General features: G+C 73.7%; 10 protein-coding genes. 2 read left to right on the top strand and 8 right to left on the bottom strand.

Annotation, left to right across the window (positions count from 1 at the left end):
- Nucleotides 1-42: 42 nt before the first annotated feature.
- From dnaK to J7I94_RS33240, 7 genes are all read right to left on the bottom strand, one after another.
- A complete protein-coding gene (gene dnaK / locus J7I94_RS33270; RefSeq protein ID WP_215173266.1) occupies nt 43-1,899 on the bottom strand; it encodes a molecular chaperone DnaK in 1,857 nt (618 codons plus the stop codon).
- Nucleotides 1,900-2,017: 118 nt separating this feature from the next.
- Complete coding sequence (locus J7I94_RS33265; RefSeq protein WP_215173264.1) at nt 2,018-2,443, bottom strand: OsmC family protein; 426 nt, start codon at nt 2,441-2,443, stop codon at nt 2,018-2,020.
- 54 nt (nt 2,444-2,497) lie between these two features.
- Entirely contained in the window at nt 2,498-4,294 is a 1,797-nt protein-coding gene (locus J7I94_RS33260) for a hypothetical protein (protein WP_215173263.1), read from the bottom strand.
- A complete protein-coding gene (locus J7I94_RS33255) occupies nt 4,291-5,352 on the bottom strand; it encodes an ATP-binding protein (protein WP_215173262.1) in 1,062 nt (353 codons plus the stop codon). Before J7I94_RS33255 ends, J7I94_RS33260 begins: the two co-directional genes overlap by 4 nt.
- Before the next feature lie 89 nt (nt 5,353-5,441).
- On the bottom strand, nt 5,442-6,803 hold the full coding sequence (locus J7I94_RS33250; protein ID WP_215173261.1) for an amino acid permease: 1,362 nt from the start codon (nt 6,801-6,803) through the stop codon (nt 5,442-5,444).
- An 84-nt stretch (nt 6,804-6,887) separates the two neighbouring features.
- Nucleotides 6,888-9,053, bottom strand: a complete 2,166-nt coding sequence (locus tag J7I94_RS33245; protein ID WP_215173270.1) for an alkaline phosphatase family protein — start codon at nt 9,051-9,053, stop codon at nt 6,888-6,890.
- 182 nt (nt 9,054-9,235) lie between these two features.
- Nucleotides 9,236-9,637 (bottom strand): hypothetical protein, encoded by a 402-nt coding sequence (locus J7I94_RS33240; protein WP_215173260.1) that lies wholly within the window; start codon nt 9,635-9,637, stop codon nt 9,236-9,238.
- A gap of 83 nt (nt 9,638-9,720) precedes the next feature.
- Between J7I94_RS33240 and J7I94_RS33235 the strand changes: the two genes are divergently transcribed.
- The gene (locus J7I94_RS33235; RefSeq protein WP_215173259.1) at nt 9,721-10,494 is read left to right on the top strand and encodes an MBL fold metallo-hydrolase; all 774 of its coding nucleotides are present in this window, start codon (nt 9,721-9,723) and stop codon (nt 10,492-10,494) included.
- Nucleotides 10,491-11,114 (top strand): DedA family protein, encoded by a 624-nt coding sequence (locus J7I94_RS33230; RefSeq protein WP_215173258.1) that lies wholly within the window; start codon nt 10,491-10,493, stop codon nt 11,112-11,114. Before J7I94_RS33235 ends, J7I94_RS33230 begins: the two co-directional genes overlap by 4 nt.
- 21 nt (nt 11,115-11,135) lie before the next feature.
- Here the strand turns inward: J7I94_RS33230 and J7I94_RS33225 are convergent, their stop codons facing one another.
- On the bottom strand, nt 11,136-12,167 hold the full coding sequence (locus J7I94_RS33225) for an MBL fold metallo-hydrolase (RefSeq protein WP_308114810.1): 1,032 nt from the start codon (nt 12,165-12,167) through the stop codon (nt 11,136-11,138).
- Between the last annotated feature and the right edge of the window lie 34 nt (nt 12,168-12,201).

The raw sequence follows: 12,201 nt of genomic DNA, 5'->3' as shown, positions 1-12,201 counted from the left end.
ACCGCGAAAAAGATAACGGGGCGCTTCACACCCCGTCACACGTCAGTCCTTGCCGCCGCCCTTGTCGTCGTCGACGATCTCCGCGTCGACCACCGCGTCCTCGTCGCCCTGCTCCCGCCGGGGCCCGGCGCCCTCGGACGGCGGCTGCCCGGCTTGCGCGTACATCGCCTGGCCCATGCGCTGGCTGACGCCGGCGAGTCTCTCGACGCCGGCCCGCAGCTCGGCGGTGTCGGCCTGCCGCTCCAGCAGGGCCTTCAGGCCGGTGACGGCGGACTCGACCTCGGAGCGGGTGGCCTCGGGGATCTTGTCGCCGTTGTCGCGGACGAACTTCTCCGTCTGGTAGACGAGTTGCTCGGCCTGGTTGCGGGTCTCGGCGGACTCGCGGCGTCCGCGGTCCTCGTCGGCGTACTGCTCGGCCTCCCGCATCATGCGGTCGATGTCCTCCTTGGGGAGCGCCGAGCCGCCGGTGACGGTCATCTTCTGCTCGCGGCCGGTGGCGAGGTCCTTGGCGGAGACGTGCATGATGCCGTTGGCGTCGATGTCGAAGGCCACCTCGATCTGCGGGACGCCGCGCGGGGCGGGCGGCAGACCGGTGAGGTCGAAGACGCCGAGCTTCTTGTTGTAGGCGGCGATCTCGCGTTCGCCCTGGTAGACCTGGACTCCGACGGAGGGCTGGTTGTCGGCGGCGGTGGTGAAGATCTCCGAACGCCGGGTCGGGATCGTGGTGTTGCGCTCGATCAGCTTGGTCATGATGCCGCCCTTGGTCTCGATGCCGAGGGACAGCGGAGTGACGTCGAGCAGCAGCACGTCCTTGACGTCGCCGCGCAGGACGCCCGCCTGGAGCGCGGCGCCGACCGCCACGACCTCGTCGGGGTTGACGCCCTTGTGCGGGTCCTTGCCGGTGAGTTCACGCACCAGGCCGGTGACGGCGGGCATCCGGGTGGAGCCGCCGACCAGGATGACGTGGTCGACGGCGGAGAGTTCGACGCCGGCGTCCTGGACGGCCTGGTGGAAGGGGGCCTTGCAGCGGTCCAGGAGATCGGCGGTCAGCTCCTGGAACCGGGCGCGGGTCAGCTTCTCGTCCAGGTGGAGGGGGCCCTCGGCGGAGGCGGTGACGTAGGGCAGGCTGACGGTGGTCTCACTGGCCGAGGACAGTTCGATCTTGGCCTTCTCGGCGCCCTCGCGCAGCCGCTGCGCCGCCATCTTGTCCCGGCCGAGATCGATGCCGTACTGCCCTTTGAAGCGTTCGACGAGATGGTCGACGACCCGCTGGTCCCAGTCGTCGCCGCCGAGCAGGGTGTCGCCGTTGGTGGCCTTGACCTCGATGACGCCCTCGCCCATCTCCAGGAGCGACACGTCGAAGGTGCCGCCGCCGAGGTCGAAGACGAGGACCGTCTGGTCGTTCTCCCGGTCCAGGCCGTACGCCAGGGCCGCCGCCGTGGGCTCGTTGATGATCCGCAGCACCTTGAGGCCGGCGATCTCCCCGGCCTCCTTGGTCGCCTGCCGCTGGGCGTCGTCGAAGTAGGCGGGGACGGTGATCACGGCGTCGGTGACGTCCTCGCCGAGGTACGCCTCCGCGTCCCGCTTCAGCTTCTGGAGCACCCGCGCGGACAGTTCCTGCGCCCGGTAGCGGGTGCCGTCGATGTCGCCCTGCTCGGGGAAGCGCCATCCGGCGTCCCCCATGTGCCGTTTCACGGAGCGGGCGGTGCGCTCCACGTTGGTGACCGCCTGCCGTTTGGCGACCTCGCCGACCAGCACCTCGCCGTTCTTGGCGAAGGCCACCACCGAGGGCGTCGTCCGGGCACCCTCCGCGTTGGCGACGACGGTGGGCTCGCCGCCCTCCAGGACGGCCACCACGGAGTTCGTGGTCCCGAGATCGATACCGACCGCGCGTCCCATGCCGTCCCCTTCCGCCAGGGCCCTCCGGGTGGCTACCCCTCCAGCACAAAACTTGAGCGTGCTGTTGTCAAGGGGAGGGGAGCCCCGGCCCCGGCGGAAGGGGCGCGGCGGTGCCGGATCAGGCCAGCTTCGCCGACAGGGTGATGGTCGTGCCGGTCAGGGCCTGGCTGACCGGGCAGTTCTTCTTGGCGTCCTCGGCGGCGGCGACGAACGCGTCGTTGTCGAGGCCCTCGACGGTGCCCTCCACGGTGAGGTGGATGCCGGTGATGCCCTCACCGGGCTGGAAGGTGACGTCGGCCGAGGTGACGAGCTTGGTGGGCGGGGTGCCGGCGCCGGCCAGGCCGTTGGACAGCGCCATGGAGAAGCAGGACGAGTGGGCGGCGGCGATCAGCTCCTCGGGGCTGGTCTTCCCGTTCGCCTGCTCGGCGCGGGACGGCCAGGACACCGGCTGCTCGCCGATGCCGGACGAGTCGAAGGTGACAACGCCGTTGCCCTCGAACAGGTTGCCTTCCCAGACGGTGTGTGCGGAGCGCGTGGTGGCCACGGCAGGTCCTTTCGCGGTTCGGATGGGTCCGCCCCTATCCGATCACACCCGGGTTCAGCTCACGTGGAAGAGGGGGCCCTTGGGGGCGAACGGGAGCCGTGCGCCCCGTGGGAGGAGGTAGGCGTGCTCGCGGCGCACCCGCAGGGTGTCGCACCAGCCGTCGGTGATGATCAGTACCGGCGCGGTGGGCGGGAAGTCGTCGGCGCGGTGCAGCAGGTCGACGCCGGGCTGGAGCGCGGTGCCGCCCCGGCCGCGCACCCGGACCCGGCCGGCGATCTCGGTGACGGCCAGGTACCCGGCGTCGTGCGGCGCGGCGTCGCAGAACACGACCCGGGCGGCGGGGACGTCCCGGGCCTCGGCGTAGGAGGCGATGGCGCCGAGCGCCTTGCCGAGCAGGACGCGGTTCATGGAACCGGAGGTGTCCAGGACGACGCCGAAGGTGCAGCGGGCGACCTCCTCGGGCGGGAAGTACCGTCCGGCGCGCGGGATGTCGGGGGTCGCCGCCTGCCGCCGCGAGGGGCGCGCGTACGTCCTGAGCGGCTCGGGGCTCGGCACGAACTCGTCGAACCAGCGGGCCAGCCGGGCGTCCCAGGGCAGCGGCGGGTGGCTGAGCGCGCGGATCTCCTCGACGAGACCACCGGGCAGGAAGCCGCGCTGCTGGCCCTGGTGCAGGTCGAGGCCCTGGGTGAGGCCGCGCCGGTAGAACTCGTCGAGGTCGACGTGGTCGCGGGGCGGTCCGAGCGGGGCGCCGAGGACGTCGCAGGCGCCCTTGCCGCGCGGGGTGGCCAGGCGGCGGGCGCGGCGCGGGTCGCCGGCGACGCGGTCGTAGACCTCCTCGGCGGACAGGCCGGCCAGCGACGGGTCGTACAGCAGCCCGTCGGGCATGACGCCGACCCGCATCTCCACCAGCCAGCCGTTGACGACGTAGTCGCAGGCGACGTTGAAGAGGAAGGGGTCGCGGGCACCGGCGCGGTCGCCGTGGCGCAGGGCGGCGTGCAGCATCTCGTGGGCGAGGACGAACCGCCACTCCTCGTCGTCGAGCTGCCGCAGCGGGTTGACGTAGATCTCACCGGCCTCGGTGTCGACGGCGGCGACCGCGATGCCGTGGGCGCGGGCGAGTCCGGCGTCGGCGATCAGCCTGACGCCGGCCGCGATGCCGCCGAGCAGGGGGTAGGAGGAGACGAACCAGCTCAGCGCGTTCTCCCAGGGCCGGCGGGCGGGCTCCTCGCCGTCCAGGGTGGCACGCCGGCCGCCCGCCACGTCCATCGCGGCGGAGACGGTCCGGGTCAGCGCGGTGGCGAAGGCGAGCTGCCGGTCCGGGGGCGGCCCGTACCAGCCGTCCCACTCCAGGAGCAGCAGGTCCGCCTCGGCGCCCGCGGTGCCGCAGCGCTCGTAGGCCGCGGGGAGCCCGTCGCGCCGCCACAGCGTGGCGAGCCGCTCCTCGTCGCCGTCCGGGTAGCTCAGGGGCAGTTCCTGGGGGGCCTGCCCCACGGGGAAGGTCTGGAGGAACCGGTTGACGACGACGCAGCGCGCCGCGAGGTCGTACCGGTCGGGCTGGACGCGGGGGCCCTTGGCGGCGGGTACGTGGCCGAAGCCGAGGTGGAGGGCGGCGTGCGCGATGGCCCACGCCCAGTCGGCGGGGTCGGCCATGCGGTCGGGGTGGGCGTGCAGGTCGCCGTCGGAGTCGACGCGGACCAGTCCGTCGCGGGGCGCGAGGTCGCAGTCGGCTCGGCGGCAGACGGTGAACTCGACGGCGGCCAGCGCCGGGTTGGCCCGCACCAGACCGAGTCCCTCGGCGAACGCCTCCCCCGCGAGGTCCCGTTTCTTCTTCTTGGCGGGCGGCCGGCTCACCGGCGGGCCTCCACCAGGCGCGGCATGTCGCGGGCCGCCTCCACCAGGAACCAGGACGGCAGGACGGGGTTGCCGTCGGCGTCGGAGGCGATGACGCTCTGGGCGACCTCGACCGATATCTCGGCGAGCTGCACCAGCAGCGACTTGGCGCGGTACGCGGTCTGCCGGCCGCTCGCCGACATGTGCTCCTTGTCGGCGGGGAGTTCCTTGACGAGCCGGCCGCGGAAGGAGTCGGCGAGGTAGTAGAGCAGGTCGCGGTCCTGGATGCGGTGCGGCCAGCGGGCCTCGCCCTTGATGATCGCCTCGATGCCGAACCGGCTGCGGACGATCTTGACGTAGCCGCAGAAGGCGGTGGCGTGGGCGGGGGTGAGGGTGCCGTGGGCGAGGACCTTGAGGGTCTCCTCGTCCAGGTCCCGGCCGAAGGAGTGCAGGGCGTCGGAGAGCATGTGCCAGGAGCGCGGGGTGGAGAACGGCTCCTCGGTCTTGGGCGGCTTGGACCACAGGTGGTCGGGCCGGTCGGTGAGGTGGTCGGTGATCCAGGGGTGGATGCCGTTCTCGCCCGCCCAGACCAGCCAGTCCTTCGGGGACGCCTCCAGGTGGACATGGGTGAGCCGGTTGACCAGCGCGGAGGCGATCGGGCGGGCCAGGGCGTTGTCGGTGGCGCGGTTGCCGGCGCCGATGACGATCGAGCCCGCCGGCAGCTCGTAGTTGCCGATCCGGCGGTCCAGGATCAGCGAGTAGAACGCCTTCTGCACGTCCGGGGTGGCCGCGTTCAGCTCGTCCAGGAAGAGGCAGTACGGCTCGTCGCGGGCGATCACCTCGGGCGGGCAGAACACCGACCGGCCGTCGCGGATCTGCGGTACGCCGATCAGGTCCTCCGGCGCGAGCTGGGTGCCGAGCAGGCTCACGCACTCCAGGCCGAGCGACTCGGCGAAGCTCCGCACCAGGGAGGACTTTCCGATGCCGGGCGCCCCCCAGAGGAACACCGGCCGCACCGTGGCGAGGCCCAGCAGCAGTTCCGGAAGACGGGCGGGGGTGACGGTGACGGCAGCCTGCACGCGGGGGGCTCCTGGGGAGGGTCGGAGAAGGTCCTCCCCCAGTGTGGGCGCCCGGGTAGCCGGTCGCAGCCGAATTACCGGAAGGCGGGTCAGCCGAGGGCGGCCTTGCGGCGGCCCGCCATCACCGCGTACACCAGTACGCCCGCGAAGAGGAACAGCACGCCCTGGTAGACGGCCGCGTACCCGGCGCCGGCGACCAGCCAGAGGGAGAAGGCCGCCGCCACCGCCGCGACCACGGCGTCCCGGACCAGCCGGGCCCGGTCCACCTGGTCGCGGCGGCCGGAGAGCAGGTGGAAGAGCTGGGCGGCGGTGGCCAGCAGATAGGGGACGGTCGCGGTGAAGGTGGTGACCAGGACCAGGATCTCGAAGACCTGGCCCGAGCCGGAGGCGTAGTTGTAGACGGTGAGCAGGGAGGCCAGGACGACGGTGACGCCGACGCCGACCGTGGGCACGCCGCGCCGCTTGCGGGCGAAGGCCGACGGGAACAGGCCGTCCTGGGCGGCGGCGTACGGGGTCTGGGCGCTGAGCAGCGTCCAGCCGTTGAGGCAGCCGGTCATGGAGACCAGCGCGGCCAGCGCGACGGCCCAGCCGCCCCAGGTGCCGCCGAACATGGCGTTCACGGCGTCGGAGAACGGCGCGGTGGAGCCGACGAGCCGGTCGTGGGCGACGGTGCCGAAAACGGACAGGGTGCCCAGCAGATAGACCAGGGCGGCGCCCGCGGTGCCGATCACGGTGGCGCGGCCGACGGTGCGCCGGGGGTCCTTGACCTCGCCGGCGCTGACGGCGGCGGACTCCACGCCCAGGTAGGAGAAGAGCAGGATCGCGGCGGAGGCGGAGACCGCGCCGACGGCGCCGCCGCCGCTCGCGTTGAACGGGCCGAGGTTGTCCGCGTCGAAGAAGAACAGCCCGCCGACGGCGACGAGCAGCAGCGGCAGGAACTTCAGCACGGTGGAGACCAGTTGCACGGCACCGACGTACCGGGTGCCGGCGAAGTTGGCGAGCGCGGGCAGCCACTGCAGGACGAGCGCGGCCAGGCAGGCGGTCCAGCGGTGGTCGTTCACCGGGATCAGCACGTCGAGGTAGCCGACGGCGGCGACGGCGAGGGCCGCGTTGGAGACCCAGGTGGTGATCCAGTACGCCCAGGCTGCGAGGAACCCGGCGAAGTCGCCGAACGCCTCGCGGGCGTAGACGTACGGGCCGCCGGTGCGCGGGTCGCGGGCGGCGAGCCTGCCGAAGACCAGGGCGAGGGCGATGGCGCCGACGGTCAGGACGCCGAAGGCGAGCAGGCTGACCGTGCCGAAGGGGGCGACGGAGGCCGGGAGCAGGAAGATGCCGCCGCCGATGATGTTGCCCATGACCAGGGCGGTGGCGACGGGGAGGCCGAAGCGGCGGGTGTGCCGGTCGGGGTTCCGCTGCGGGGCCGGCGGGGGAACGGTCCCGGTGACGTGCATGGGGTGGTGCGCCTCTCTGGAAAATGCCGCCCGGGATCGCCGGGCCGCCGACCATGGTCGGACACGCCAGGGCGGCCCTCCAAATCAGGCGCTTTTGTCCTGTACGACCCCGTCCGGCACCGCAAAAGGTGTGCCTCCGTGCGCCTCGGACGGTGAATCGTCCAGCTGTGCCCCGGACCGTGCGTCGTCCAGCCGTGCCCCGGACGGTACGTCGTCCAGCGGCGCCTCGACGGGTGTGTCGTCCAGCGGGATCTGCGGGCCGTCGGACTCCCGCAGCCAGCGGCGCAGTACGCGGTGGACGTGCTCGGCGCCGACCAGTTCCGTCCCCTCGGCGACCGGCGGGGTGAGGGCGGTCGGGGAGAGCAGGAACGCCTGGGACTGGGCGCCGCCGAGCCCGCCGTGCGAACCGATCTGCTCCTCGAAGGCGAGCACCTCGCCGTCGGCCGGGTCGAGGGAGGAGTTGACCATGATGTCGGCGGTGTGCGGGAAGGAGTGGGTGCGGCGTACGGCGTCGGCGGCGCCGGGCCCGAAGGGGGCGAGCGGGCCGGGGTCCTCGTCGAGCCGGTCCAGGGGTATCTCGGCGCCGCGCGCGCCGAGCACCAGCCCGTCGTGCTCGTCGTCCGCGTGGGCCTCGCTGCGGACCAGCAGGAAGCCGACGCCGGGGTGGTTGGCGAGGGTGGCGAGGAGCGCGGGGTGGCGGGCGTCGATCTCCTCCCGGCTCATGCGGTGGCCGACGTCCGGGAAGGAGACCAGGCCCAGGTTGCCGGAGGCGAGGACGAGCGGCTCGGAGCGGCGGCGCGAGGGGCGGTGCTGCTCGCCGCCCTCCTCGACCGGCCGGCCCATCGCCGCGCGCACGGTGTTGCGGGCCTCGGCGCCGCTGTGGGTGCGCTGCGCCCGGCGCGGCACGGGCAGCCCGCAGCCGGCCCGGACCAGGTCGGCGAGGGTGAGGCCGTAGCGGGCGTGGAAGGTCTCGCCGGGGCTCTGGCCGTGGTCGGACAGGACGACGATCCGGTACGGCCGGGGCGCGTGCTCGGCGGCCTTCTCGATCAGCGCGAGGGAGCGGTCGAGGCGGGCGAGGACCTTCTCGGCGTCCCGGCTGTGCGGTCCGGAGTGGTGGGCGACCTCGTCGTAGGCGACCAGGTCGGCGTAGACGGCGGTGCGGCCGGCGAGCATGTCGCCGATGACCGCGGCGACCACGACGTCCCGTTCGACGACGGTCGCGAAGGCGCGGACGAACGGGTAGAGGCCGCCGCGGGAGACGCGGGGGCGGACCTTGTGGACGCGGGCGCGCAGCGACTGGCCGATCTCGCGGGCCACCTCGGCGCCGAACGACAGGGCGGTGCGGACCGCGTTGGCGGGGTCGGAGAAGTAGGCGAAGTACCCGGCGCGGGAGCGGGTCTCCCGGCTGCGGCGGCGCGCCGCGATGGACAGCACGAGGGCCTGTTCGTCGGCGCCGCCGCTGAACAGGTTGCCGCGGCTGGCCCCGTCGAAGGTGAGCAGCCCGCCGTCACCGGTGCGCTCGACGGCGCGGCGCTGGAGCTCGGCGGCGCTGGAGGGACGGTTGCAGACCATCACCTCGCGGGTGTCCTTCTCGTACCAGCGGAAGGCCGGGATGTCGTGGTTGCTGCCGTGCAGGATGCCCAGCTGGCTGGCGCCGGTCTGGCTGGACCAGTCGGTGCGCCAGGGGGTGAGCCGGTGGGTGCCGGGGGCGGTGCCGTCGCCGAGCCAGCGGGCGACGGTGGGCATGGTGCCCTTGTCTGCGGCGGCCTTCAGTACGTCGTGGCCGACGCCGTCCAGTTGCAGGAAGACGGTGCCGTGGCCGGTGGGGCAGGGCGGAACGGTTCTGCGGCGGCGGTCGGCGAGGCGGTAGAGGCGGCGGCGGTAGGCGTCGTCGTCGCGGACGGCGAGCGCGCCGCCGGTGGCGGAGGCGACGGCCGACATCACGGCGGCGACGACGACCGCGGTCTCGGGACCGGCGGCGCCGTGCGCGGCGGGGTTGACGCGGAGCGCGACCAGCAGCAGCGCGCCGTTGAGGAAGAAGACCAGCAGGCCGAGGACCAGGGCCGGCACCAGCAGCAGCAGCCGGACCAGCAGCGGCCACACCAGCGCCGACAGCAGACCGAAGGCGCCGGCGCCGAACGCGGCGGTCACGGCGATCTGGGTCGCGCTGTCCCCGTCGGGGGACTGGAGCTCGAAGTCCGGCAGCAGGCCGGCGAGCACCAGCATGGTCACCGTGGAGACGGCCCACACCGTCACGCTCCGGCCGATCTGACTGGCGATCCGCCGCCAGCGCCCTCCGTTCACGGGTTCACGCTCCGCACACCTCACGTTCCGGTCCGCTGTCGGGCGCGGACCGCTCTCCAGCGTGTCACAGCGTCCGCGTACGGATTGATCCGGCCAGGGCCCCGGGGGGCCTGGGGCCGGGCCGCTGGTCAGCGGCCGTCGTAACCGGCCGTCGGCATGGACAGCCTGCGGTGCACGCACGCCTTCATCTGGGCGTCGTACGACGGCTCCGCGTGCCCGACGGTCTCCACCCGCACCCCGCGCCGCGCGCACTGGGCGGTGAACTCCTCGACGGAGGCGAGCGCGCTCTCCAGCACCCGGCGGCTGGGCGCGACGAACAGGTCGTGTCCGGGCCGGACGCCGTCCCAGAGGACGTCGTGGTCCGGCCGCAGGCGGCTGACGAGCAGTTCCCGGGCGACGACGTACCCGTGCTCGGCGGCCCAGCGGGCGCACATGGCGTGCTGGCTGCGGGAGTCCACCAGGAACGGGTCGGCGTCCAGTTCCTCCAGCGGCGTCAGACTCGCGATCGCCGTGACTCTCACCGGTCCCATGGCGTCCCCCTCACCTCCGGTTTCGCCGCCGACACTACTCCTGGACGTAGGCTTCGGGGGAGTCGCGCGAAGGAGGCAAAGAGGTGCCGGTGGAGGTCACCTGGTGGGGTCATGCCACCTGCACGGTCCAGGACTCGGGCATACGTGTGCTCACCGACCCCCTGTTCGCCCGTCGCCTCGCCCACCTGCGGCGGCGGCGGGGCGCGCTCCCCCCGCCCGAGGCCTGGCGGGCGGATGTGACGCTCGTCTCCCATCTGCACGCCGATCATCTCCATGTGCCGTCGCTCGCGCGGCTCGCGCCGGGCACGCGCCTGCTCGTTCCGCGAGGGGCGCCCCGGGCGGTGCCGGGGCTGCGCCGGCTGACCCGTCTGTCGGTCACCGAGGTCGTGCCCGGCGACGAGGTCACCGTCGGTGACCTGCGCATACGGGTGGTGCCGGCCTGGCACGACGGGCGGCGGCTGCCGCTGGGGCCGCGCCGCTCCCCCGCCCTCGGTTATGTCGTCGAGGGCGAGGGACGCACGTATTTCGCCGGGGACACCGGGCTGTTCGACGGCATGGCGGAGGCGGTCGGACCGGTCGACGCGGCACTGCTGCCGGTGGGCGGCTGGGGGCCGCATCTGGGCGAGGAGCACCTCGACGCGGGCCGGGCGGCCCAGGCGCTGGCCCGGCTGGCGCCGCGCAGCGCGGTGCCGGTGCACTACGGCACGTACTGGCCCATCGGGATGGACGCCGTGCGCCCCCATGAATTCCATGCGCCGGGAGATGAGTTCGTGCGCCTGGCCGCGCTGCACGCGCCGGGCGTGGCGGTGCACCGGCTCGGGCACGGCGAGAGCGTGCTGCTGGAGGCCGCCCGGTGACGTGGCTCGGATCGGCCGTGACGGTCGTCCCGACGGACGCCACCCAACAGGCACTGGGTTATCCGTCGCTGTTCCTGCTGGTGCTGATCGGGGCGCTGGTCCCGGTGGTGCCGACGGGGGTGCTGGTCAGTTCGGCGGCGGTGGTCGCCTTCCACCAGACGGCGATGTCCCTGGGGCTGGTGTTCCTGACGGCGTCGCTGGCCGCGTTCCTCGGGGACGTCGCGCTGTACTGGCTGGGGCGGCGCGGCATGAAGTCGAAGAACGGCTCGCGCTGGCTGGAGGCGATCCGCTCGCGCGCTCCCGAGGACCGGCTGGCGCAGGCGCAGGAGAAGCTGGCCGAGCACGGGGTCGCGGTGCTGGTGCTGTCCCGGCTGGTGCCGGCGGGCCGCATCCCGGTGATGCTGGCCTGTCTGATGGCCAAGTGGCCGACCCGCCGCTTCGTCCGCGGCAACCTGCCGGCCTGCCTGGCCTGGACGGTGACGTACCAGCTGATCGGCATCCTGGGCGGCTCCCTGTTCAAGGAGCCGTGGGAGGGCGTGGTCGCGGCGGTCGTGCTGACGGTGGTGATCAGCGCGGCGCCCAGCGTGTGGAAGCGGCTGCGGGGGCCGGCCAAGGCGTAGCGGCCCCGGGGCGGGGTCCGGCTACCCGGCCAGCACCCGGGAGGCGCCCACCGGCAGGTCCCACAGGTCCTCGCGGGGCAGGCCGGCCCGCTCCCAGGCGGCGCGGACCCGGACGAGGGGTTCGAGGACGGGCTCGGCGGACAGCACGAACGTGCCCCAGTGCATGGGGGCCGTCCGGCGGGCGCCGAGGTCCTGGGCCGCCCTGACCGCCTCCTCCGGATCGCAGTGGACGTCGCTGAGCCACCAGCGGGGGTCGTAGGCGCCGATGGGGAGCAGGGCGAGGTCGATGCCGGGGTAGCGGCGGCCGATGCGGGAGAACCAGTGGCCGTACCCCGTGTCGCCGGCGAAGTACACCCGCCGGCCGTCGGGGGCGGTGAGCACCCAGCCGCCCCACAGGCTGCGGCAGGTGTCGGTGAGGGTGCGCTTGGACCAGTGGTGGGCCGGTACGAAGTCGAAGCGGACGCCGTTCAGTTCGGCCGCCTCCCACCAGTCCAGTTCGGTGACGACGGTGAACTTGCGGCGGTGGAACCAGCGGCCGAGCCCGGCCGGCACGAACACCGGGGTGTCGCGCGGCAGTCGGCGCAGGGTCGGCGCGTCCAGGTGGTCGTAGTGGTTGTGGCTGATGACGACGGCGTCGACGGGCGGCAGCGCGTCCCAGGGGACGCCGACGGGGGTGATCCGGGCGGGTGTGCCGAGGATGCGGCGGGACCACACCGGGTCGGTGAGGACGGTGAGCCCGCCGACGCGCACGATCCAGCTGGCGTGCCCGGCCCAGGTGACGGCGAGGTCGTGGGCGCCGACGCGGGGCAGCGGGCCGGGGGCGACCGGCAGCCGGGGGATGTCGGCGAGCCCCTCCCGGCCGGGTCTGACGGCGCCCTCGCGGGCGAACCGGGCGGTGGCCTTCAGGCCGGGCAGCGGGGCGGTCAGCCGGTCGTGGAAGGCGCGCGGCCACACCCGGCGCTCGGCCAGCGCGTACACCACGCGCGCACCGCTGCCCGAGTTCGCCGGGACGGCGAGGGGATCCCTGGGGGGCGCCTGGGGGCCGCCGGTGATGGTGGCCGCCGGGGCCGACGTCGTGGGCCTCGGC

Origin of the sequence: Streptomyces sp. ISL-12, assembly GCF_018614415.1 — a bacterium.
Lineage (GTDB): Bacteria > Actinomycetota > Actinomycetes > Streptomycetales > Streptomycetaceae > Streptomyces.
Note: the sequence above shows the minus strand (reverse complement) of the source record. Positions and strands in the feature narration are given on the sequence as shown.

Coding starts and splice junctions, on each gene's coding strand:
- J7I94_RS33250 (WP_215173261.1), bottom strand. CDS start 6,803: ATGCACGTCACCGGGACCGTTCCCCCGCCGGCCCCGCAGCGGAACCCC.
- dnaK (WP_215173266.1), bottom strand. CDS start 1,899: ATGGGACGCGCGGTCGGTATCGATCTCGGGACCACGAACTCCGTGGTG.
- J7I94_RS33240 (WP_215173260.1), bottom strand. CDS start 9,637: ATGGGACCGGTGAGAGTCACGGCGATCGCGAGTCTGACGCCGCTGGAG.